Here is a 21,320-nt window from a genome sequence, read left to right as displayed (position 1 = left end):
GTCTGATACACCACCCCTTCAGGCCTGTGCCTGGCGCAAACGCTGGGGATTGGGATGAAAAAACACATGCTCGCGGATTGGTCCTACAGCAATTTCACCGATTTCCAGGTAGCCCTGTCGCTTGTAGAACTCGAGGTAGTGGTCATTGCCGGTATTCAGTACCACCCCTTCGGACTGTTCGTCCTCGGCGCACCAGTCATGCAGCGCCAGCAGCAACTGTTCGCCATAGTGATGGCCCTGGAACTGCGGGTGAATGCCCAGTAGCGGCAGCACATGCACCGAGTCGCCCGGCACACAGGCCATGACCGCGGCCTGGTAGTCCAGGTAGCGCCGGGTACAGCGCAGGCCGGCGCTCAGCAGCATGCGCAGGCGCCACGCCCAGCTCTCGGTGATGCCCAGGCGCCGCTGCGGCGGGGCGATCAGGGCGATGCCGATCAGCCGGTCCTGCACCAGCAGGCCCAGGGCCGGCAGGTCCTGGAAGAAATGCTGACGCACCAGCTCGCGTACCGTGGCGCGCACGCGATGGTCGTAGCCGGGGCGATCGGCCTCGAACAGGTAGCGAAAGGTCGGCTCATGCCGGTAGGCCTGGTACAGCAGCGAGCGCGCCTCACGGCTGTAGCCGCTGTCGAGCTGACGAACTTCGGCCGGTACGGCAGGGGTATCGGACATGGTGACTCTCCTGGTGGGCTTCAATGCCTCTTTCTGAGTAGTGCGCGCTGGCCAACGTTCCCTTTGACTATAGGCCAGGACGCCACGCGTGCTGACACGCCGGGCGCCATCGGCTAGCATTCCCGATTTGCTCAGGATTGCGCCCCCCATGAAGATCGTCTCGTTCAACATCAATGGCCTGCGCGCCCGACCCCATCAACTGGCCGCGCTGATCGAAAAGCACCAGCCGGACGTGATCGGCCTGCAGGAAACCAAGGTGTCCGACGAGCAGTTCCCGCTGGCCGAGGTGCAGGCGCTGGGCTACCACGTGCACTTTCACGGGCAGAAGGGCCACTACGGTGTCGCCCTGCTGTCGCGCCAGGCGCCGCTGAGCCTGGTCAAGGGCTTCAGCACCGATGAAGAGGACGCGCAGCGGCGTTTCATCTGGGGCACCTTCGCCGACGAGCACGGCAACCCCATCACCATCATGAACGGCTACTTCCCACAGGGCGAAAGCCGCGACCACCCCACCAAGTTCCCGGCCAAGCAGCGCTTCTACGAAGACCTGCAGGCCCTGCTCGAATCCCGATTCCAGAACGACCAGCCACTGGTGGTGATGGGCGATGTGAACATCTCGCCCGAGGACTGCGACATCGGCATCGGCCCAGACAATGCCAAGCGCTGGCTGAAGACCGGCAAGTGCAGCTTCCTGCCCGAAGAGCGCGAGTGGATGGCGCGCCTGAAGAACTGGGGCCTGACCGACAGCTTCCGCCATCTGCACCCGGAAGTGGCCGACCGCTTCAGCTGGTTCGACTACCGCAGCCGCGGCTTCGAGGACGAGCCCAAGCGCGGGCTGCGCATCGACCTGATCCTGACCTCCCAGGCACTGCTGCCGCGCATCAAGGCCGCCGGGGTCGACTACGAGTTGCGCGCCATGGAGAAACCCTCCGACCATGCGCCGATCTGGCTGGAACTGAACTGAGCCATGCGCTCGATGGCAGTCATTGGACTGTCATCGATCTGTCTTAATCTGCGCTCACCATCTTGAGTGCAGAGCACCCCCGGCAATGTTGCGATCTTTCTGTCTGCTGCTTGGCCTGCTGCCGGCGCTGTGCTGCGCCGAGCCAGCCAGCCTGCGCCTGCAAGGCTCCAATACCGTGGGCAGCGTGCTCGGCCCCGCGCTGGTACGCGGCCTGCTGCAGGCCCAGGGCGCCCGGTCGATCCAGACCCTGCCCGGCGCACGGCCCAACGAGGTGTGGGTGCAGGGGGTTTCGCCACAGGGCCAGACACTGCGCGTGAGCATTGCCGCCCATGGCTCGAGCACCGGCTTTGCCGCGCTCAAAAGCGGCGACGCCGACCTGGCGGCCACCTCACGCCCGATCAACGACAGCGAGCAGCAGGCGCTGCACGCGCTGGGCGACCTGAAAAGTGCCGACGCCGAACAGGTCATCGCCCTCGATGGCGTGGCCGTCATCGTGCACCCGGACAACCCGCTGCCCCAGCTGAGCACCACGCAACTGGCGCAGATCTTCGCCGGCCGCATCACCACCTGGGATGAACTGGGCGCCGGCAGCGGGCCGATCCACCTCTACACCCGCGATGACCGCTCGGGCACCTTCGACACCTTCAAGGCCCTGGTGCTGGACGCCCAGCAGTATTCGCTGGCCAGCCACGCCAGGCGTTTCGAGTCCGGCGAGCAGTTGGCCGACGAGGTCAGTGCCGACCGCCAGGCCATCGGCTTCAGCAGCCTGGCGTCGGTGCACGGGGCCAAGGTGCTGGCCATCGTCGACGGCACCTCCCAGGCCATGCTGCCGACCCCCGCCCTGGTGGCCAGCGAAGACTACCCGCTGTCGCGGCGACTGTACCTGTACCTGCCGCCCGCCCAGCGCAACCCGCTGGCCAGTGCCCTGGTGGAGTTCGCCCAGAGCGCAGCGGGCCAGGCCATCGTGGCCAGCAGCGGGTTCGTCGCACAGCAGGTGCGGCCGGTCCAGGTACAGGCCTTGCCGGGCATGCCGGCGCAGTACCGCCAGTTGATCGCCAACGCCAGGCGCCTGAATGTCAATTTCCGCTTTCAGGAAGGCAGCGCCAGCCTCGACAACAAGGCGCTGCGCGATGTGCAGCGCGTGCTGGAGTACCTGCGCGAACACCAGAAGCTGCAGCACAGCGTGGTGCTGGTGGGGTTTGGCGACGCCAAGGACGACCCCGACCGCGCCGCCCTGCTCTCGCGCCTGCGGGCCATGGCGGTACGCCGCGAACTGGTGCGCGAAGGGGTGAACCTGCGCGAAGTGACGGGCCTGGGCGGTCAGATGCCCGTGGCGACCAATGCCGCCGAAGAAGGCCGAATCCGCAATCGCCGCGTGGAAGTCTGGGTCTACTGACCCACCCACCCGGGAAACCATTTGTAACAGCCTCCCCCCTCACCCTTTCCAGAGGCGAGCTAGGCTTGGGCTCAGTGACACCGGGCCCCTCTGACGGCTGATCGCCGCCATGTCGGAGTCACAGTTGTTTTCATACAACTACGACGACAAGGAGGGGCTCATGAGCGCTCTGCCGTTATTTCTCTTCGACGATTTCCTGGGCACGGCCGTGTGGCTGTGGCTGGTGTTCATCACCCTGGTGGTGGCTCTGCTGGTCCTGGACCTTGGCGTGCTGCACCGTCGCCCGCACGACATCGAAATGCGCGAAAGCCTGCTGCTGTACTCGGCCTACTTCAGCGTGGGGCTGCTGTTCGGTGGCTGGGTGTGGCTGGAGCTGGGCGCACAGAGCGCGCTGGAGTTCTACACCGGGCTGCTGGTGGAACAGTCGCTGTCGATGGACAACGTGTTCGTCATGGCGATGATCTTCGGCTTTTTCGGCATCCCGCGCCGCTACCAGCACCGCGTGCTGGTCTGGGGCATTCTGGGCGTGGTGGTGCTGCGCGCCCTGATGATCGGCCTGGGCAGTGCGCTGGTGCAGGAATTCGACTGGATACTGTACCTGTTCGGCGCATTCTTGCTGTTTACCGGCCTCAAGATGCTGTTCACCCGCCACGAAACGCACCCGGACCTGGCACACAACCCGGTGATCAGGTTCGTGCGCCGGCACATGCGCGTGACCGATGACCTGCATGGGGCGCGCTTCTTCGTGCGCCTCAAACCGGCTGGCCAGCCCAGGGCACTGCTGTACGCCACGCCGCTGTTCCTGGCCCTGGTGCTGATCGAGCTGGCCGACCTGGTGTTCGCGGTAGACAGCGTGCCGGCCATCCTGGCGATCACCCAGGACCCCTTCATCGTGTACACCTCCAACATCTTCGCCATCCTGGGCCTGCGTGCGCTGTACTTCGCCCTGGCGGCGCTGGTGCACCGCTTCGTTTACCTCAAGTACGCCCTGGCGCTGGTGCTGATATTTATCGGCGGCAAGATCTTCGCCCACGGCCTGATCGGCAAGGTGCCGCCGCTGCTGTCGCTGTGCGTGACGTTCGGGCTGCTGGCCGGTGGCGTGCTGCTGTCGCTGTTCAAGACACGAACGGCGGCCAAGGAGGTGAAACGGGTGGAGTAGCCTCGGGCAGCGTGTCGAATACCCTCGCGGATCATGCCCGCCCCACCCGGTCAGCAGGCGATCCGCGAGGGCATCGACGCGGGCTCAGTGCCCGCTGCGCAGCATCTCCCGGGGCACGTACTTGCCGATCTCGTACTTGCCGATCGCCGCGCGGTGCACTTCATCCGGCCCGTCGGCCAGGCGCAGGGTGCGTTGCATCGCGTACATGTAGGCCAGCGGGAAGTCGGCACTGACCCCTGCCCCGCCGTGAATCTGGATGGCCCGGTCGATCACCTTCAGCGCCACGTTCGGTGCCACCACCTTGATCTGCGCGATCTCGCTGCGGGCCACCTTGTTGCCGACGGTGTCCATCATGTAGGCCGCCTTGAGGGTCAGCAGCCGGGCCATGTCGATCTCCATGCGCGAGTCGGCGATCTTGTCGATGTTGCCACCCAGGCGCGCCAGCGGCTTGCCGAATGCGGTGCGCTCGGCCGAACGCTTGCACATCAGCTCAAGGGCACGCTCGGCCATGCCGATCGAACGCATGCAGTGATGGATGCGCCCCGGCCCGAGACGGCCCTGGGCGATCTCGAAGCCGCGCCCTTCGCCCAGCAGCACGTTGTCATACGGTACGCGCACGTTCTCGAACAGCACCTCGGCGTGGCCGTGGGGCGCATCGTCGTAGCCGAACACCGGCAGCGGGCGAACGATCTTCACCCCCGGTGCATCGGTAGGCACCAGGATCATCGAGTGCTGCTGGTGACGCGGCCCGTCCGGGTTGCTCAGGCCCATGAAGATCATGATCTTGCAACGCGGGTCGCAAGCGCCGGAGGTCCACCACTTGCGGCCGTTGATCACCCACTCGTCACCGTCGCGCACCGCCCGTGCGGCCATGTTGGTGGCATCGGACGAGGCCACGTCGGGCTCGGTCATGGCGAACGCCGAACGGATCTCACCACGCAGCAGCGGCTCCAGCCACTGGCGCTTCTGCGCCTCGCTGCCGTAGCGCACCAGGACCTCCATGTTGCCGGTGTCCGGGGCCGAGCAGTTGAACGGTTCCGGCCCCAGCAGCGAGCGGCCCATGATTTCGGCCAGCGGCGCGTACTCCAGGTTGGTCAGGCCGGCGCCCAGCTGCGACTCGGGCAGGAACAGGTTCCACAGGCCCTCGGCCTTGGCCTTGTCCTTGAGTTCTTCCATGATCGCGGTCGGCTGCCAGCGATCACCTTCGGCAACCTGGCGTTCGAACACCGCCTCGGCGGGATATACATAGGCGTCCATGAACGCGGTGACGCGTTCGCGCAGTGCCTGGACCTTGGGTGAATAGGCGAAATCCATGAGCGGTACCTGCTGGGAAAGGCGAGTGATTTAAGAGATCTGGCTTGGATGCTAGATCACCGGGCAAAATCCACCTAGCCTATTCTCGGCGTGTATAAACATTCATAACCGATATATGATCGGGCCATAACTCCAACAAGAGCGGCATCCATGAACCTCAGCAAGGTCGATCTGAATCTGTTCATCGTCTTCGATGCGATCTACACCGAAGCCAACCTGACCCGTGCCGGGCAGATCGTCGGCATCACCCAGCCTGCGGTGTCCAACGCGCTGGCGCGGCTGCGCGAGACCTTCAACGACCCGCTGTTCGTGCGCACGGCCCAGGGCATGGTGCCCACGCCCATGGCCCAGAACATCATCGGCCCGGTGCGCAATGCCTTGTCGCTGCTGCGGGTGTCGGTGCAGGAGAGCCGCATCTTCAACCCCTTGCAGGCCAACAAGACCTTCCGCATCAGCATGACCGACCTTACCGAGGCGGTGGTGCTGCCATCGCTGTTCCAGCGCCTGCGCCGGCTGGCGCCGAACGTGGTGATCGAGAGCTTTCTGTGCAAGCGCCGCGAGACCACCAAGGAACTGGCCGCCGGACGCCTGGACTTTGCCGTGGATGCACCGCTGAACACCGACCCGCAGGTGCGTCACGTCAAGCTGATGCAAGACCCGTTCGTGTGCGCGATGCGCCAGGGCCACCCGCTGGCCAGGGACAGCATCAGCCTGGAGGATTACCTGAGCCTGACCCACATCCAGATCTCCAGCCGGCGCAACGGCCTGGGGTATGTGGACCTGGCGCTCGGCAAGCAGGGGCTCAAGCGCAAGATCGCGCTGCGCTCGCAGCATTACCTGATGGCTTCGCAGGTGCTGCAGCAGACCGACATGGTGATGACCGTGCCGGAGCGCTTCGCACGGCGCCACCAACTGAACTACGTGAGCCTGCCGGTGGGCGACGTGCCGCCTTTGGAAACCCACCTGTACTGGCATGAAAGCACCGACCAGGACCCGGCCAACCGCTGGATGCGCGAGCAGATGATCGAGTTGTGCCAGGCGGTGGTGGCGCAGGACGAGCGGGAGGCACGCGCATAAGGTGCGGGCTGCGTTGCAGCCATCGCGGGTCGAGCCCGCTCCCACCCGATCTGCGCTGAAGCTGTGGGAGCGGGCGTGACCCGCGACAGGCATCCCCGAATGCCTGCTTGACGTATACGTCAACCAGCCAGTAGCTTAGCCGCATGCCCCCTTCCCCGAGCCATGCAATGAGCAGCCAGACCTACAGCATCTCCGACCTTTCCCGCGAACTCGACATCACCACCCGGGCCATACGCTTCTATGAGGAGCAGGGCTTGCTCAGCCCCGAACGTCGTGGCCTGGAGCGTGTGTATTCGGCCCGCGACAAGGTCAGCCTCAAGCTCATCCTGCGCGGCAAGCGCATCGGTTTCTCGCTGGCCGAGTGCCGCGAGCTGATCGAACTCTACGACCCCACCAGCGGCAATCAGAAACAGCTGCACAGCATGCTGGCGAAGATCGCCGAGCGCCGCGCCCAACTCGAACAGCAACTGCTCGACATCCAGCAGATGCAGCTGGAACTCGACACCGCCGAGGAGCGCTGCCAGCAGGCGCTGGCCACCACCCTGAACAATCAGAAAAACGGCCATTGAGGCCCACAGGAACCCTAGCCATGTCATTGCCTACCCATGTGCGTCTGGTAGAAGTCGGCCCCCGCGACGGCCTGCAGAACGAAGCCCAACCCATCAGCGTGGCGGACAAGGTCCGCCTGGTGGATGACCTGACCGACGCCGGCGTGTCCTATATCGAGGTGGGCAGCTTCGTCTCGCCCAAGTGGGTACCGCAGATGGCCGGTTCGGCCGACGTGTTCGCCAGCATCCGCCAGCAGCCCGGCATCACCTATGCGGCGCTGGCCCCCAACCTGCGCGGTTTCGAAGACGCACTGGCCGCAGGCGTCAAGGAGGTGGCCGTGTTCGCCGCCGCGTCCGAGGCGTTTTCGCAGCGCAACATCAACTGCTCGATCAGCGAAAGCCTGCAGCGCTTCGCGCCCATCATGCAGGCGGCGCGCGAACACGGGGTGAAGGTACGCGGCTATATCTCGTGCGTGCTGGGCTGCCCCTATCAAGGCCAGGTAGATGCCGAGCAGGTCGCCCCCATCGCCCGCGAGCTGCGCGACATGGGCTGCTATGAAGTGTCGCTGGGCGACACCATCGGCACCGGCACCCCGGGCGCCACCCGCCGCCTGTTCGAAGTGGTCGGCGCGCAGGTGCCGCGTGCCGAGCTGGCCGGGCACTTCCACGATACCTACGGCCAGGCGCTGGCCAACGTGTACGCCAGCCTGCTGGAGGGAATCAACGTGTTCGACAGTTCGGTCGCCGGCCTGGGCGGCTGCCCGTATGCCAAGGGCGCCAGTGGCAACGTGGCCAGTGAAGACCTGCTGTACCTGCTGCAGGGCCTGGGTATCGAGACCGGCATCGACCTGGACAAGCTGATCGACGCCGGCCAGCGCATCAGTGCCGTGCTGGGCCGCGCCAGCGGGTCGCGTGTGGCCAGGGCACGCGCTGCCCGGTAACGGTGCGCAGCAACAGGGCCAATGGGGGGTGAGTGTTACCGCCCCCACACCCGACAGGGAAAATCCGGGTAACACGGAAACAAATCAGCACAATTTCCCGTGACGATTTTTCCACCAAACCAGCAAACCATTGATTTTATTGGGTTTTAAAAAGTTGGCACGGCACCTGCTATATCTTTCGTACAACAACAATAAAAAATGCGACAACCCAATAAAAATAAGACGTACCGGCTCTGACATAACAAGAACAACACGGCAGAGGCGCAGCTAACAGATTTTTTTGAAGTGGATGGCTTTTCGGGGGCGTGCCCCGCGACCTGACAGAGAACAATAAAACTACCCCAAGGTAGCGCCCGTCTCGGTTGGATCAGCAATGATAAAGGTCGATCAGCGCTCAAAAAAATACGTTTGCTCTTGATCCCGGATGGGGATCGCAACGCAACAAGAGGCAAGGGTCGCCAAAAACAACAATAGACCACCCTCCAATAATAAAAAGAGCACACGCAACAAAATTTGAGGGGAGCCCAGGCTCCCCTCAGTGCTTGCTGCCCTACTCGTTCTGCTGGTCATCCTCTGGCTTGCGCTTCTCCAGGCGGTCGACCACCCACGGCATCACCCCCAGCACCAGCAACGCCAGCACCGTGCTCACCAGCGCAGTGGCTTCGCGCCCCATGCCTGCGGCCACGCCGATGGCGGCGGTCATCCACAGGCCCGCAGCAGTGGTCAGGCCCTTCACATGGCCCGCATCGTCCTCCTTGCCCTTGAGTATGGTGCCCGCCCCCAGAAAGCCGATGCCGGCGACGATCCCCTGCACCACCCGACTCAACGCTGCGTCGTCCGCCCCGGCCATGCGCGGCACCAGCACGAACAGCGCCGCACCGATGGCCACCAGCATGTGCGTGCGCACTCCCGCCGCCTTGCCCTTGAGCTCGCGCTCGAAGCCCAGCACCGCCCCCAGCAGCGCAGCCATCAGCAGGCGCACCGTCACCTGCGTCAGTTGCTTGGCATCGGTGATATCGGCGAATTCGGCAATCAGTGTCGACCAGACTTGGTGCCACCAGGCGTCCATGAGCAGCGTCCATCAGCAAGGGGATACTGGATGGACAACAGCCTGGCGCGCGAGTGCTGTCGACCGCTGATCGGCCACGCTCAGCAACCCGGCCGGCAACGGGGTCACAGCTGTAAGCCCCCCCGTTCGAGGACACCGCCATGCCCATTGAAATCAACGAAACCACCAAGCGCTGCACCCTGATAGCCGACGACCTGAACATCGAAGGTGAAGCGGCAGAGGTGCAGATCATCACCGATGCCGACCTGCGCATGTCGATCGCGACCCTGGCCGGGCAACGGGTGCCGATCACCGAGGCAGAGGCTGACGCGCTCACCGTGGCAGGTGCGGTGGATAGTCGCAGGCATTTGAAGACCTCCGAGGAGGGCTCGATCATATAAGGGCTGCAGGGTTTCAATGGATAATCTGATACGGTTTTTATCCAGATATCTGCACCTGTTATGCAAACAGATGGGACGCCATAGTGCTCTGGCCTGATCGAGGCCTGATGAGCGACGAACCATGAGCGAACGAATTCCCGTCCAGATCGTTGAAATTGCCGAGCCCTCCACGTTCAAGAAGAAGGCCGCCAGCAGCGACAGACACATCCACACCCGTAGCTTCACCGGCTTTTTCCGAAACCTGCGCCTGGGTGGCGCAGGTTTTCTGTTTCTGCTGTTTTTCGGCACCGTCTGGCTGAACTGGGACGGGCGCCAGGCGGTCCTCTGGGACCTGGCCGACAGCAAGTTCCACATCTTCGGCGCCACCTTCTGGCCGCAGGACTTCATCCTGCTGTCGGCGCTGCTGATCATCTGCGCCTTCGGCCTGTTCGCCATCACCGTGTTCGCCGGGCGCGTCTGGTGCGGCTACACCTGCCCGCAAAGCACCTGGACCTGGGTGTTCATGTGGTGCGAGAAGGTCACCGAGGGCGAACGCAACCAGCGCATCAAGCTCGATGCGGCGCCCTGGGGCCCCAACAAGCTGGCGCGCCGCGCAGCCAAGCACACCCTGTGGCTGGGCGTCAGCCTGCTGACCGCACTGACCTTCGTCGGCTACTTCACCCCCATCCGGCCACTGACCCAGGAGCTGTTCACCCTGCAGCTGGGTGGCGTCAGCCTGTTCTGGATCCTGTTCTTCACCGGTGCCACCTACATCAACGCCGGCTGGCTGCGCGAGGCGGTGTGCATGCACATGTGCCCGTATGCCCGGTTCCAGAGCGTGATGTTCGACAGGGACACCCTCACCATCGCCTATGACCCGCAGCGCGGCGAGTCGCGCGGGCCGCGCAAGAAGGACGCCAACCACAAGGCCCAGGGCCTGGGCGACTGCATCGACTGCCACATGTGCGTGCAGGTATGCCCCACCGGTATCGACATCCGCGACGGCCTGCAGATGGAGTGCATCGGCTGCGCCGCCTGCATCGACGCCTGCGACAGCATCATGGACAAGATGAGCTACCCACGCGGGCTGATCGGCTACAAGTCCGAGCACACCCTGCAAGGCGGCACCACCCAGTGGATGCGTCCGCGCCTGCTGGGCTACGTGACCGTGCTGGTGGTGATGATCGGCGCCCTGGTGATCGCCCTGCAGCAACGCCCGATGGTGTCGATGGACGTGATCAAGGACCGCGGCCTGTTCCGCGAGAACGCCCTGGGGCAGATCGAGAACATCTACACCCTCAAGGTCATCAACAAGACCCAGCAGCCGCAGACCTACCGCCTGCGCCTGGTGGACGCCGAGGGCTTCGAACTGCATGGCAAGACCGAGTTCACCCTGGCGGCCAGCGAGATGAGCGATATACCGGTCTCGGTGGCGATGCTGGCCGACCGTGCGCCCAGCAGCTCCCAGGAGATCAGCTTCGAACTCATCGACACCGACCAGCCGAGCGTGCGCAGCCTTGCGCGCAGCCGTTTTGTCGCGCCTTTGAACCGCTGATCACATACACTCCGCTGAGTCAGACCGCCCAGAGCCATGATGAAACGCTACGAGAAATTCGCCGACGACATTGCCGAACTGATTCGCTCCGGGGTACTCGGCCCCGGCCAGCGCGTGCCGTCGGTGCGTTACGCCAGCCAGACCCACGGGGTCAGCCCGTCCACGGTGTTCCAGGCCTACTACCTGCTGGAGCGTCGCGGGCTGATCCGGGCCCGGCCGCGCTCGGGCTACTTCGTCAACACCCACGCCCCGCGCCAGTTCAACGAGCCGCAGATCATCGAGCAGGCCAGCGAATCGACCGAGGTGGACGTCAGCGAGCTGGTGTTCTCGATCCTCGACTCGATCAAGGACCCGCAGACGGTGGCCTTCGGTTCGGCGTTCCCCAGCCCCAACCTGTTCCCGCTGCCGCGCCTGGCGCGCTCGCTGGCCAGCGCCAGCCGCGAGATGGACCCGCGCATGGTGGTCACCGACCTGTCGCCGGGCAACCCGCAACTGCGCCGCCAGATCGCCCTGCGCTACATGGTCGGCGGCTTGATGCTGCCGATGGAAGAACTGCTGATCACCAACGGTGCGCTGGAGGCGTTGAACCTGTGCCTGCAGGCGGTAACCGAGCCGGGTGACCTGGTGGCCATCGAGGCACCGGCGTTCTATGCCTGCCTGCAGATTCTGGAGCGGCTCAAGCTCAAGGCGGTGGAGATTCCGGTGCACCCGCGCGAAGGCATCGACCTGGGGGTGCTGGCGCAGACGCTGGAGCGGCATCCGGTCAAGGCCGTGTGGTGCATGACCAACTTCCAGAACCCGGTGGGCGCGAGCATGCCGGAAGACAAAAAGAAGCAGCTGGTCGAGCTGCTGAGCGTGCACCAGGTGCCGCTGATCGAAGACGACGTGTATGCCGAGCTGTACTACGCGCAGCAGGCGCCCAAGCCGGCCAAGGCATTCGACACCGAAGGGCTGGTGATGCATTGCGGCTCGTTCTCCAAGAGCCTGGCGCCGGGCTACCGGATCGGCTGGGTGGCGGCCGGGCGCTATGCGCAGAAGATCGAGCGGCTCAAGCTGATGACCTCGCTGTGTGCATCGATGCCGGCGCAGGCGGCGATTGCCGACTACCTGCAGCACGGTGGCTACGACCGCCACCTGCGGCGCCTGCGCTATGCGCTGGAAGAGCAGCAGAACGCCATGCTGGCGGCGATTGCCCGGCACTTCCCGGCGCAGACGCGGGTCAGCCACCCCAGCGGCGGGTACTTCCTGTGGTTGGAGCTACCGGAGCAGATGGACTCGCTGAAGCTGTTCCAGATGGCATTGGCCCAGGGCATCAGCATTGCGCCGGGGCCGATCTTTTCGCCGACGCGCCGGTTTCGCAACTGCATTCGCCTCAATTACGGCAGCCCCTGGACCGAGCAGTCGGAGCAGGCGATGGAGACGCTGGGGCGGATTGTGCGGTCGTTCTGAGGGGCTGGCATGACGGCCAGCGACCCATCGCGGGTCAAGCCCGCTCCCACATGACTGCGGTGATCCTGTGGGAGCGGGCTTGACCCGCGATTGGGTCGGTGCAGCCCCTTGCCCACACCCGCACAATCGCGCACCATCCCCTCCCGCACTTGCCCACGGATGGCCCCGGATGAAACCGCTGTACCTGCTACTGGCCCTGCCCCTGCTGCCCGCCTGCAGCCTGATCGGTTTCGTCGCCAAGGAAAGCGTCGTGGGCGCCACCAGCCACTACGGCTTGAGCAGCACCACGCTGATCGCCGAACTTCCGCCCAACCACGGCGTCACCTATAACGCCAGCTACGCCCCGCTCGACCCGTACCGCTGCACCGTGGCCTCCCCCGCCACCGGCGGCATGCGCTCGCGTCCCAACCAGTACCGCACCGACCAGGCCGATGCGCACCCCGACGCGCGCACCGTCACGTTCAGGATCCCGCTGACCTACACCATCGGCAGTTGCACCCAGCAACTGGACAACATCACCGTGAGCATCAAGTCCCCCAGCGGGCGGTACAGCCTGGCGGGAGTCGAGGTATTGCCGGCACTGCCCGACGGCACTGGGCCGGTGCGCGACGCAGAACCCGAGCTGGTTGTGCGCCGCCTGTGCGGCACGGCCTACCACATCGTGCCCGGGCATGAGCGCCACGTGCTGGCCAGGGACATCGACTGCCTCGCCGCCGACAGCCAGTGGCAACCCCTGGAGCGGACCTCCAGGCACCCCGGCCCGGTCGCCAACGTCGCCTACACCCAGCTGAACAAGACCGACCTGCGCTTCGTGTACCGCCTCATCGACAAGGAGTGGCCGCTTTATCCCGAGAACTGGTCACCGGTCGGCAATGGCATGAAGCCCTGCGCTTCACAATGGAAGTGGGTTGGCGAAGCCTCCTGCAGTTATCGTGACCCGACATTTTCGACTTTCCAGATGGACGGTCGTGAATGCGCTCTCTATCCAGGCTGTACAGAGTAAGCCCGAATGGATATTCACCGAATTGCAAGTCTTTGACGAACCGTATCCAGAACCTCGTCGTATTCAAGTTCTTCTTTTCCAGATGCCTGAATATTTACAGCAATACCAGTTAAAGCACGTCTAAGTGCATCTTTACTGGAGGCATAGACCATCTTTTTCTTTATGGGGGCTAAATCATCTGAGTATAGAATAAACAAAATTGCATTTCGCCTCCCCCCAACGGTTTCAAACTCAAAGTCGACGACAGCATATCGCACTTCATTCGGGGTCAGCGCGTTCAGAAAATCCTCGTAGGTTGATGACCTATCGCCTGATGACTCAACAACAAACTCCTTGTAATCATCTGAGATCTTGAAAACAATATACCTAGGCGTTTTACTTATTAGCGAATTGTAATCTTTCAGAAACTCACCCGTCACTAACACACCAGTGCTTGACATGGCCATCATCCTCGTCCAGATCAATCGCGTACCACTCCAACTCACCGCGAAGTCAGGCATCAACATACAACAACGCCTAATCAACCGACACTGGCAAAGTTATCAGGTTACATACTGCTGAAAACATGCTGCGCCCTGCTTACCGACCAATCACCGCGCCTCCCCGTCACGCGGTTTGTAGAAAATAAACTTCGAACTTTCGGCTGTCTTTCTATAGGCCTTCGCCCACGCGGGATGCACATGGCGGTCATGAAAGTACATCGCACCATCGGTGCTGTCGGTCAGTTGCTGATTCAGCGCCTTGCGCGCGATTTCCTTGGCCACGGTGTACTGCACCGGCTCTTCCACATCGTCCGAGCGCCCGTCGCACCACCACGAGAACTGGCATGTACGCTCCTTGATGCCCTGCTTGACCACCTCGCACACGGTGCCCGGAAACCCTTCGTGCCCCAGCCGGTTCATCACCACGCTGGCCACACCCTGCATGTCCGCCGCCTCACCGCCCTTGGCCTCCCAGTAGAGGGTGCGCGCCAGGCAGGTGATCGCGTCATCCAGCGCGGCCTCGCCCTTGGGGTCGACCGCCTGCACTTCGCTGCGGGTGATGGCCTGGTCGCTGGGTACGCTGGCCTCGCGCCCCTGTTCGGCAGCCTTCTGCTCCAGCACCTGGGCCTTGTCTTCGGCTACCGCCGCAGGCGGCGCCGCGGCGGCAGAGCCCGGCAGAACAGCGATCAACCACACGGCAAGACAGCAAACTGCAGCGAATGAGCGCATGACCGAGCCTTCTTGTGAGCCTCTGATAGATGCACAGTAGCTGCAACCGGCGATTTGCGCCGCCCTACCCCAGCAGCTCGCGCAGGCGGTACCACAACATGCCCAGCGCCAGCAGTGGCGAGCGCAGGGCCGGGCCGCCGGGGAAGGTCATGTGCGGCACCTTGCTGAAGATATCCAGGCCCTGGCTATGCCCGGCGTGGATCGCCTCGGCCAGCAGCTTCGCCGTCCAGTGGGTGACGTTCACCCCGTGCCCCGAATAGCCCTGGGCGTAGAACACGTTGGGGTGCTGCTGCAGGCGCCCCACCTGCGGAAAGCGATTGGCGGTAATGCCGATCTTGCCGCCCCATTGAAAGTCGATGCGCACATCCGCCAGCTGCGGGAACACCTTGAGCAGCTTGGGCAGCATGTAGCCGGCGATATCCGCCGGGTCGCGCCCGGAATAATGGCAGGCCCCGCCGAACAGCAGGCGCCGGTCGGCAGTAAGGCGGTAGTAGTCCAGGCCGACCTTCTGGTCGCACAGCGCCAGGTTCTGCGGGATCAGCCCGGCGGCGCGCGGTGCCGACAGCGGCTCGGTGGTGATGATGTAGCTGCCGGCCGGCAGCACCTTGCCGCTCAGGCGTGGCTCCAGGTCGTCCAGGTGCGCATTGCACGCCAGCACCAGGCTGCCGGCCCGCACGCTGCCGCGCGCGCAGCGCACCTGCACGGTGGGGCCATGCACCAGTTCGAGCACCGTGCTGTGCTCGAACACCTGCACCCCCAGCGACGCCGCCAGGCGCGCCTCGCCCTGCACCAGGTCGAGCGGGTGCAGGTGGCCGGAGCCCATGTCCAGCAGCCCGCCGGCATACACCTTCGACGCTACCACCTCGTGCATCTGCTGCGGCCCGTAGAGTCGGGTCTGGTGCCTATAGCCCAACCCCTCCAGGCTCTGCTGTTCAGCCTGGAACGCTGCGTACTGCGCCGGGGTATTGGCCAGCTCGCAGAAGCCCCAGCGCAGGTCGCAGTCGATGCCGTCCTCCTGCACCCGGCGGCCCACCACCTCCACCGACTCGATGCCGGCGCGTTGCAGGTAGGCCACCCCTTCCTGCCCCACGTAGCGGGCAAACCCCGACACCTCGTGGCCGATGCCGCGAATCAGTTGCCCGCCGTTGCGCCCGCTGGCACCCCAGCCGATGCGCCGCCCCTCCAGCAACACCACCGAAAGCCCGCGGCGAGCCAGTTCGATGGCGGTGTTGACCCCCGTGAAGCCACCGCCGATCACGCACACATCGGCGATCAGGTCCTGCTCCAGCGTGGGGTAGTCGGCCTGGCGTCTGGCCGTCGCTGCGTAGTACGAACGGGCGTGTTGCGCATTGCCATTCACGTTGTTCATTTGTTCGATTTCACTTTGCTCCACGAGCGGGTCATCAAGCGCATGATGGCCGGCGTGGGGGTGCTGGAGATGTACAGTTTGTCGAGCACCGCCTGGGGCGGATACACCTCGGGGTTGTCGACCAGGTCGGCGGCCATGTACTGGCGCGAAGCGGGCGTCGGGTTGGCGTAGCCCACCAGGGTGCTGACCTTGGCGATCACCTGCGGGTCCATCAGGTAGTTGATGAAGGCGTGCGCCTCCTTGGGGTTGGTGGCATCGGCCGGGATCGCCAGCAGGTCGAACCACAGGTTGCTGCCCTCCTTGGGAATCGAATAGGCGATGTTCACGCCGTTGTGGGCTTCCCTGGCGCGGTTGGCCGCCTGGAACACGTCGCCGGAGTAACCGAAGGCGATGCAGATGTCGCCGTTGGCCAGGTCCGTGACGTACTTGGAGGAATGGAAGTAGGTGATGTACGGGCGCAGCGCCAGCAGCTTGGCCTCGGCCTTCCTGTAGTCCTGCGGGTTTTCGCTGCGCGGGTCCAGGCCCATGTAGTTGAGCACTGCCGGGAACAGCTCGTCGGCCGAATCCATGAACGACACGCCGCACTGGCTGAGTTTTTTCAGGTTCTCGGGCTCGAACAGCACCGCCCACGAATCGATATGGTCGATGCCCAGCACCTGCTTGACCTTGTCGACGTTGTAGCCGATGCCATTGGTGCCCCACAGGTAGGGCACCGAGTGGCGGTTGCCGGGGTCGTTGTCCTCCAGTTTCCTGAGCAGCACCGGGTCGAGGTTCTTCCAGTTGGGCAGTTGCGAGCGGTCCAGCTCCAGAAACGCCCCGGCCTTGATCTGGCGTGCCAGGAAGTGGTTGGACGGCACCACCACGTCGTAGCCGGTGCGCCCCGCCAGCAGCTTGCCCTCCAGGGTTTCGTTGGAGTCGAACACGTCGTAGATCACCTTGATCCCGGTCGCCCCCTGAAAGTCGGCCAGGGTGGTGGGGCCGATGTAATCGGTCCAGTTGTACACGCTGACGCTCGGCTGGGCCTGTGCGGCGGCCCCCCACAGCAACCCCAGAGCCACCGGCAACACGGATTTCAACAGACGCATATCGACACCTCTTCTGATTGTTTTATCGATGATCGGCAGGTCAGCGCATCACACGCTCAGCAGCAGGAACTCGCGCTCCCACGAACTGATCACGCGCTTGAAGTTCTCGTGCTCGGCGCGCTTGACCGCCACGTAGCCACGCACGAACTTGCTGCCCAGGTAGCGTTCGATGGTCGGGCAGTCTTCCATGTGCGCCAGCGCGTCCTCGATGGTGATCGGCAGGCGCAGGTTGCGCCGCTCATACGCACGCCCCTGCACCGGGGCGCTGGGCGCGATGCCCTCGACCATGCCCAGGTAGCCACACAGCAGGCTGGCGGCAATCGCCAGGTACGGGTTGGCATCGGCGCCGGGCAGGCGGTTCTCAACGCGCATCGACTCGGGGCTGGAGGTGGGCACGCGCAGGCCCACGGTGCGGTTCTCTTCGCCCCACTCCACGTTCACCGGTGCCGAGGTGTCGGGCAGAAAGCGGCGGAACGAATTGACGTTGGGCGCGAACATCGGCAACACCTTGGGGATGTACTTCTGCAGGCCGCCGATGTGCTGCAGGAACAGCTCGCTCATGCTGCCGTCGTCATTGACGAAGATCGGCTTGCCGGTGGCGCTGTCGACCACGCTCTGGTGCAGGTGCATGGCGCTGCCCGGCTCGTCGCCCACCGGCTTGGCCATGAAGGTGGCGGTGACGTTGTGCTTGAGTGCGGCCTCGCGCATGGTGCGCTTGAACACGGTGATCTGGTCGGCCAGGTCCAGGGCGTCGCCGTGGCGGAAGTTGATTTCCATCTGCGCCGGGCCGTCTTCGTGAATCAGCGTGTCCAGGTCCAGGCCCTGGGCCTCGCACCAGTCGTAGACGTCCTCGAACAGCGGGTCGAACTCGTTGGCGGCATCGATGGAGAACGACTGGCGGCCACTTTCGGCGCGGCCCGAACGGCCCAGTGGCGCCTGCAACGGCAGGTCTGGGTCTTCGCAGCGCTGGGTCAGGTAGAACTCCATCTCCGGTGCCACGATCGGTTGCCAGCCCTTGTCGGCGTACAGCTTGAGGACTTTCTTGAGCACGTTGCGCGGCGACAGCTCGATGGGGTTGCCCTGCTTGTCGAAGGTGTCGTGGATCACGATCGCGGTGGGCTCCAGCGCCCAGGGTACCGGGTAGATGGCCGTCGAGTCGGGGCGGCAGAGCATGTCGATGTCGGCCGGGTCGAGCAGGTCGTAGTAGATCTCGTCCTCGACGAAGTCGCCGGTCACGGTCTGCAGCAGCACACTTTCCGGCAGGCGCATGCCTCGCTCATGCAGGAACTTGTTGGTGGGGGCGATCTTGCCGCGGGCGATACCGGTCAGGTCGGTGACCACGCATTCCACTTCAGTGATCTTGTGTTCTTTCAGCCAGTTGGACAGCTGATCGAAGGGGGTATTCATGAGAACCTCGTTGTCGTGATGCAGGGCATGCGCAAGGGTGTGTGTGGCGCGGGCGGGCAAGGCCTGGCTTCCCCTGCGCCGCGTTGAGGTCTATCTTGGTGCCGCAGCTGCGGCTGCATCTATCCACTTTGAGCAGAAGAAAATGCACCAAAGCAGTGCATTCAGAGGTTCTCATGACAACCCCGTCGCCCTTGCGGGTACAGGCCTTCACCAGTGCCGATGTGGCCGAACAGGTACGCGCCACGCCAGGCTGGGCACAGCACTACCAGCAGATGTCACCCGGGCACTTTGCCGGCATGGTGCGCTGCCTCGACCTGCAGGGCGTGGAGGTGTACGAAGAGCGCATGAACACCCGGGTGGAGCAGAGCTTCAGCGCCCCCGGCGGTTCGCTGTCGTTCTGCTTCGACCGCAGTGACAACAGCCTGTACGTGCTCAATGGCGAAAGCCGCAACATCTGGATCACCCCCGAGAACTACCAGGAAGTGGCCGTCGTGTTCGGCCCTGCGTTCGTGCGTGAGCACGGCGTGGACGTTGCGGCGCTCGAAGGTCTGTTCATGGCACCGCTCAATTCCCAGCGCAATGCCTTGTTCAGCGGCTGGCTGAGCAGTACCCTGACGCGCCTCTCGCAGAGCGAGGACGCGCCGTGCCAGCAGGTGCTGGCCAGGCAGTTGCTGGACGATTGTCTGTACATTCTCGACACCGCCTCGGTGTGCCTGGACCGCGGCGAGCTGTGGCGGCGCACCGAGGAGCGCACCATCATGCGCAAGGTCAGCGAATGGGCGGCGGATTCGCCGGAGGAGTCATTGAACCTGCTGCAACTGGCGCAGGTGGCCGGCAGTTCGGTGCGTCAGTTGCAGCATGCGTTCAAGGCGTACACCGGCATCACGCCCAGCCACTGGCTGCGCCTGCGCCGCCTCAATGGCGCGCACCGCGAGCTGCTGACCGCGCGCGGCCACACCGTGGCGGAAGTGGCAATGCGCTGGTCGTTCTGGCACCTGGGGCGGTTTTCCAGCAGTTATCAGGCGCTGTTCAAGGAGTTGCCCAGTGAAACCCTCAAACGACGCAAGGAGACACGGTATGGCTTTTGACTGGCATGGCGGGGTGATTACCCGGAATACACCGGTGGGCGAGGATTACCGCAACACGCAGAACGTGCGGCGGTTCATGCGTGAGCAGTGTGGCGAGGATTTCAGGTTCGACCGGCCGTTGATGGCGTGGATAGTCGATGGTACGGCGCGGACGATGGGGGATGTGGTGGATGAGTGGGCCAGGCGTCGTAGCGCTTAGCTGAACCCGCGACATCCCTGCGCAAGTACCCACTGGCAGCCCAGGCTGGTATTGTGCCGCCCTGCAAACCCAACTGGATGACTGTGAGGAAATGACGTTGAACGCTGATGCGAACATGACCGGGGACCTGTTCGAAGTCGACAAGCGCCTGGGCCTCAAACCCGTGGTGGACTTCAACACCTACCTGCGCGCCGCATTCGCCGACGGCGCCTGCGCATGCAGCCGCTGCCTGGAAAACAAGGGCGACGAGAGCGGCTACGCCTTCGCCCATACCTTCGACTTCCAGGGCCAGGTCACCCATCGCCGCTTCGCCACCACCACCGCCAGCGATGTGCTGATGGTCCTGAAAAAAGCCTGGCTGTCCTACACCAAGGCCGAACTGGATGTCAGCGGCAACCTGGACCTGGACGCCATCAAGGCCTTCGTCGAGCCACAGCTGCACAAACGCCTGGTGCCACTGTTCGTCGCCAGCGGGCTGGTTGTCGAGGTCGACGGGCAACTGGTGCTGCAAGCCCAGGCCGCCGCCTGACGGCCATGCCTGGGGCGCGTTGCCGGCAAAGCCGGCAACGCGCCCTGGCGCAACCCGCGCGCGATTGCACCCCCGCGCAGGCTACACACAGGCATTGCGACACTGTAGTATTGAGAACTATTCACATTCACTGTCGAGTCGTTCCCGGTGCACACGCCTTCCTCCAAGCTCGGCTTCTTCTTCAGCGACCACCACCGCTGGCTGCTGCAACACATCCAGAAGCGCCTGCGCAACCGCGCCGACGCCGAAGACACGGCTGCCGAGGCGTTCTGCCAATTGCTGGTGGCGCGGGTTGATCCGGACAGCATCCAGCAACCGCGGGCCTTTCTGTCGACCATCGCGCGCCGGCTGATCTTCGACCGCCACCGCCGCCGCCAACTCGAAAATGCCTACCTGGAACGCCTGTCGAGCCTGCCCGAGCAGGTAGCGCCCTCCCCGGAGGAACAACTGCTGCTGGTCGAAGCGCTGGTGGCCATCGACCGAGCGCTCACCGGCCTGCCCGCGGTGGTCAAGGCAGCCTTCCTCTACAGCCAGCTCGATGGCCTGAGCTATGTGGAGATCGGGCGCAAGCTCGCGCTGTCGGAACGCACCGTCAGCCGCTACATGAAACAGGCCCTGCGCCAGTGCTACCTGGCCGAGATGGCACCATGAGCAAGGCCCGCCTCGACCCGGCCGCGGAGCAGGCCATCGACTGGATGGTGCGCCTGAGCGCCGACCGCAACGACACCCGCCTGCACGCCCGTTTCGATACCTGGCTCAACAGCGACCCGGCCCATGCCCAGGCCTGGGGCCGGCTGCAGGAGCGCCTGGGTGGCGCGTTCGGCACCGTGCGGGCGCTGGACCAGCGCCTGCCCGGCCAGGCCGGCGAAGCCCGGCGCGTGCTGATGCAGCCCGGCACCTCCCGGCGCGATGTGCTGCGCGCCATCGGCGGG

Annotated in this window: 23 protein-coding genes; 15 read left to right on the top strand and 8 right to left on the bottom strand. The window is 64.3% G+C overall.

Annotation, left to right across the window (positions count from 1 at the left end; all coding sequences use genetic code 11):
* Positions 1-18: 18 nt before the first annotated feature.
* Positions 19-669: an N-acetyltransferase gene (locus DN387_RS21585; protein WP_054915112.1), complete on the bottom strand. Its 651-nt coding sequence runs from the start codon at positions 667-669 to the stop codon at positions 19-21.
* Between the two features lie 148 nt (positions 670-817).
* On the opposite strand from DN387_RS21585, the gene xthA reads away from it, so the two are divergent.
* From xthA to DN387_RS21570, 3 genes are all read left to right on the top strand, one after another.
* The gene (xthA, locus tag DN387_RS21580) at positions 818-1,630 is read left to right on the top strand and encodes an exodeoxyribonuclease III (protein WP_043860884.1); all 813 of its coding nucleotides are present in this window, start codon (positions 818-820) and stop codon (positions 1,628-1,630) included.
* Positions 1,631-1,715: 85 nt separating this feature from the next.
* Entirely contained in the window at positions 1,716-3,026 is a 1,311-nt protein-coding gene (locus DN387_RS21575; RefSeq protein ID WP_054915113.1) for a substrate-binding domain-containing protein, read from the top strand.
* A gap of 160 nt (positions 3,027-3,186) precedes the next feature.
* Complete coding sequence (locus tag DN387_RS21570) at positions 3,187-4,185, top strand: TerC family protein (RefSeq protein ID WP_054915114.1); 999 nt, start codon at positions 3,187-3,189, stop codon at positions 4,183-4,185.
* Positions 4,186-4,269: 84 nt separating this feature from the next.
* Here the strand turns inward: DN387_RS21570 and DN387_RS21565 are convergent, their stop codons facing one another.
* A complete protein-coding gene (locus DN387_RS21565) occupies positions 4,270-5,499 on the bottom strand; it encodes an acyl-CoA dehydrogenase (RefSeq protein WP_043860887.1) in 1,230 nt (409 codons plus the stop codon).
* A 150-nt stretch (positions 5,500-5,649) separates the two neighbouring features.
* Here DN387_RS21565 and DN387_RS21560 point away from each other — a divergent pair, with 150 nt between their 5' ends.
* From DN387_RS21560 to DN387_RS21550, 3 genes are all read left to right on the top strand, one after another.
* Positions 5,650-6,576 (top strand): LysR family transcriptional regulator, encoded by a 927-nt coding sequence (locus DN387_RS21560; RefSeq protein WP_043860888.1) that lies wholly within the window; start codon positions 5,650-5,652, stop codon positions 6,574-6,576.
* 167 nt (positions 6,577-6,743) lie between these two features.
* On the top strand, positions 6,744-7,145 hold the full coding sequence (locus DN387_RS21555) for a MerR family DNA-binding transcriptional regulator (protein ID WP_043860889.1): 402 nt from the start codon (positions 6,744-6,746) through the stop codon (positions 7,143-7,145).
* A gap of 20 nt (positions 7,146-7,165) precedes the next feature.
* On the top strand, positions 7,166-8,065 hold the full coding sequence (locus tag DN387_RS21550; RefSeq protein ID WP_043860890.1) for a hydroxymethylglutaryl-CoA lyase: 900 nt from the start codon (positions 7,166-7,168) through the stop codon (positions 8,063-8,065).
* Positions 8,066-8,615: 550 nt separating this feature from the next.
* Here DN387_RS21550 and DN387_RS21545 read toward each other — a convergent pair.
* Positions 8,616-9,134: an MgtC/SapB family protein gene (locus tag DN387_RS21545; RefSeq protein WP_043860891.1), complete on the bottom strand. Its 519-nt coding sequence runs from the start codon at positions 9,132-9,134 to the stop codon at positions 8,616-8,618.
* Positions 9,135-9,274: 140 nt separating this feature from the next.
* On the opposite strand from DN387_RS21545, the gene DN387_RS21540 reads away from it, so the two are divergent.
* From DN387_RS21540 to DN387_RS21525, 4 genes are all read left to right on the top strand, one after another.
* Positions 9,275-9,514: a DUF3203 family protein gene (locus DN387_RS21540; protein WP_054915115.1), complete on the top strand. Its 240-nt coding sequence runs from the start codon at positions 9,275-9,277 to the stop codon at positions 9,512-9,514.
* Between the two features lie 121 nt (positions 9,515-9,635).
* The gene (gene ccoG / locus DN387_RS21535) at positions 9,636-11,048 is read left to right on the top strand and encodes a cytochrome c oxidase accessory protein CcoG (RefSeq protein WP_054915116.1); all 1,413 of its coding nucleotides are present in this window, start codon (positions 9,636-9,638) and stop codon (positions 11,046-11,048) included.
* A 39-nt stretch (positions 11,049-11,087) separates the two neighbouring features.
* Positions 11,088-12,497 carry a GntR family transcriptional regulator MpaR gene (mapR, locus tag DN387_RS21530; protein ID WP_043860894.1) on the top strand — a complete coding sequence of 470 codons (1,410 nt, stop codon included), beginning with the start codon at positions 11,088-11,090 and terminating at the stop codon, positions 12,495-12,497.
* A 169-nt stretch (positions 12,498-12,666) separates the two neighbouring features.
* Positions 12,667-13,500, top strand: a complete 834-nt coding sequence (locus DN387_RS21525) for a hypothetical protein (protein WP_054915117.1) — start codon at positions 12,667-12,669, stop codon at positions 13,498-13,500.
* Between the two features lie 14 nt (positions 13,501-13,514).
* On the opposite strand, the gene DN387_RS21520 is transcribed toward DN387_RS21525, so the two are convergent.
* The 5 genes from DN387_RS21520 to DN387_RS21500 all read right to left on the bottom strand — a co-directional run bounded on the left by DN387_RS21520 (position 13,515) and on the right by DN387_RS21500 (position 18,572).
* Positions 13,515-13,940: an actin depolymerization factor/cofilin-like domain-containing protein gene (locus tag DN387_RS21520; protein WP_177332947.1), complete on the bottom strand. Its 426-nt coding sequence runs from the start codon at positions 13,938-13,940 to the stop codon at positions 13,515-13,517.
* A 150-nt stretch (positions 13,941-14,090) separates the two neighbouring features.
* The gene (locus tag DN387_RS21515; protein ID WP_054915118.1) at positions 14,091-14,711 is read right to left on the bottom strand and encodes a cell wall hydrolase; all 621 of its coding nucleotides are present in this window, start codon (positions 14,709-14,711) and stop codon (positions 14,091-14,093) included.
* 64 nt (positions 14,712-14,775) lie between these two features.
* Positions 14,776-16,080, bottom strand: a complete 1,305-nt coding sequence (locus DN387_RS21510) for an FAD-binding oxidoreductase (RefSeq protein WP_054915119.1) — start codon at positions 16,078-16,080, stop codon at positions 14,776-14,778.
* The gene (locus DN387_RS21505; protein WP_054915120.1) at positions 16,077-17,165 is read right to left on the bottom strand and encodes a polyamine ABC transporter substrate-binding protein; all 1,089 of its coding nucleotides are present in this window, start codon (positions 17,163-17,165) and stop codon (positions 16,077-16,079) included. The genes DN387_RS21510 and DN387_RS21505 overlap by 4 nt, the downstream gene beginning before the upstream one ends.
* Before the next feature lie 48 nt (positions 17,166-17,213).
* Positions 17,214-18,572 (bottom strand): glutamine synthetase family protein, encoded by a 1,359-nt coding sequence (locus DN387_RS21500; RefSeq protein ID WP_054915121.1) that lies wholly within the window; start codon positions 18,570-18,572, stop codon positions 17,214-17,216.
* Positions 18,573-18,745: 173 nt separating this feature from the next.
* Between DN387_RS21500 and DN387_RS21495 the strand changes: the two genes are divergently transcribed.
* The 5 genes from DN387_RS21495 to DN387_RS21475 all read left to right on the top strand — a co-directional run.
* On the top strand, positions 18,746-19,660 hold the full coding sequence (locus tag DN387_RS21495) for a helix-turn-helix domain-containing protein (RefSeq protein ID WP_054915122.1): 915 nt from the start codon (positions 18,746-18,748) through the stop codon (positions 19,658-19,660).
* The gene (locus DN387_RS21490; RefSeq protein ID WP_054915123.1) at positions 19,650-19,859 is read left to right on the top strand and encodes a DUF6434 domain-containing protein; all 210 of its coding nucleotides are present in this window, start codon (positions 19,650-19,652) and stop codon (positions 19,857-19,859) included. Before DN387_RS21495 ends, DN387_RS21490 begins: the two co-directional genes overlap by 11 nt.
* 97 nt (positions 19,860-19,956) lie before the next feature.
* The gene (locus DN387_RS21485) at positions 19,957-20,388 is read left to right on the top strand and encodes a hypothetical protein (protein WP_173925090.1); all 432 of its coding nucleotides are present in this window, start codon (positions 19,957-19,959) and stop codon (positions 20,386-20,388) included.
* A gap of 147 nt (positions 20,389-20,535) precedes the next feature.
* Positions 20,536-21,039, top strand: coding sequence for a sigma-70 family RNA polymerase sigma factor (locus DN387_RS21480; RefSeq protein WP_043860903.1), 504 nt, complete (start codon positions 20,536-20,538; stop codon positions 21,037-21,039).
* Positions 21,036-21,320 (top strand): DUF4880 domain-containing protein (locus DN387_RS21475; RefSeq protein WP_254506295.1); only part of this gene is annotated, 285 nt, incomplete at its 3' end. The genes DN387_RS21480 and DN387_RS21475, both read left to right, overlap by 4 nt.

This window comes from Pseudomonas sp. FBF18 (genome assembly GCF_024261405.1).
GTDB classification, from domain to species: Bacteria; Pseudomonadota; Gammaproteobacteria; order Pseudomonadales; family Pseudomonadaceae; genus Aquipseudomonas; species Aquipseudomonas palmensis.
Note: the sequence above shows the minus strand (reverse complement) of the source record. Positions and strands in the feature narration are given on the sequence as shown.

Bases quoted from the DNA above. Each gene is read 5' to 3' on its own strand.
- DN387_RS21570 (WP_054915114.1), top strand. From the start codon at position 3,187: ATGAGCGCTCTGCCGTTATTTCTCTTCGACGATTTCCTGGGCACGGCC.
- DN387_RS21525 (WP_054915117.1), top strand. From the start codon at position 12,667: ATGAAACCGCTGTACCTGCTACTGGCCCTGCCCCTGCTGCCCGCCTGC.
- mapR (WP_043860894.1), top strand. From the start codon at position 11,088: ATGAAACGCTACGAGAAATTCGCCGACGACATTGCCGAACTGATTCGC.
- DN387_RS21505 (WP_054915120.1), bottom strand. From the start codon at position 17,165: ATGCGTCTGTTGAAATCCGTGTTGCCGGTGGCTCTGGGGTTGCTGTGG.
- xthA (WP_043860884.1), top strand. From the start codon at position 818: ATGAAGATCGTCTCGTTCAACATCAATGGCCTGCGCGCCCGACCCCAT.
- DN387_RS21545 (WP_043860891.1), bottom strand. From the start codon at position 9,134: ATGGACGCCTGGTGGCACCAAGTCTGGTCGACACTGATTGCCGAATTC.
- ccoG (WP_054915116.1), top strand. From the start codon at position 9,636: ATGAGCGAACGAATTCCCGTCCAGATCGTTGAAATTGCCGAGCCCTCC.
- DN387_RS21555 (WP_043860889.1), top strand. From the start codon at position 6,744: ATGAGCAGCCAGACCTACAGCATCTCCGACCTTTCCCGCGAACTCGAC.
- DN387_RS21575 (WP_054915113.1), top strand. From the start codon at position 1,716: ATGTTGCGATCTTTCTGTCTGCTGCTTGGCCTGCTGCCGGCGCTGTGC.
- DN387_RS21510 (WP_054915119.1), bottom strand. From the start codon at position 16,080: ATGAACAACGTGAATGGCAATGCGCAACACGCCCGTTCGTACTACGCA.
- DN387_RS21495 (WP_054915122.1), top strand. From the start codon at position 18,746: ATGACAACCCCGTCGCCCTTGCGGGTACAGGCCTTCACCAGTGCCGAT.
- DN387_RS21560 (WP_043860888.1), top strand. From the start codon at position 5,650: ATGAACCTCAGCAAGGTCGATCTGAATCTGTTCATCGTCTTCGATGCG.
- DN387_RS21490 (WP_054915123.1), top strand. From the start codon at position 19,650: ATGGCTTTTGACTGGCATGGCGGGGTGATTACCCGGAATACACCGGTG.
- DN387_RS21540 (WP_054915115.1), top strand. From the start codon at position 9,275: ATGCCCATTGAAATCAACGAAACCACCAAGCGCTGCACCCTGATAGCC.
- DN387_RS21565 (WP_043860887.1), bottom strand. From the start codon at position 5,499: ATGGATTTCGCCTATTCACCCAAGGTCCAGGCACTGCGCGAACGCGTC.
- DN387_RS21585 (WP_054915112.1), bottom strand. From the start codon at position 669: ATGTCCGATACCCCTGCCGTACCGGCCGAAGTTCGTCAGCTCGACAGC.
- DN387_RS21500 (WP_054915121.1), bottom strand. From the start codon at position 18,572: ATGAATACCCCCTTCGATCAGCTGTCCAACTGGCTGAAAGAACACAAG.
- DN387_RS21515 (WP_054915118.1), bottom strand. From the start codon at position 14,711: ATGCGCTCATTCGCTGCAGTTTGCTGTCTTGCCGTGTGGTTGATCGCT.
- DN387_RS21520 (WP_177332947.1), bottom strand. From the start codon at position 13,940: ATGTCAAGCACTGGTGTGTTAGTGACGGGTGAGTTTCTGAAAGATTAC.
- DN387_RS21550 (WP_043860890.1), top strand. From the start codon at position 7,166: ATGTCATTGCCTACCCATGTGCGTCTGGTAGAAGTCGGCCCCCGCGAC.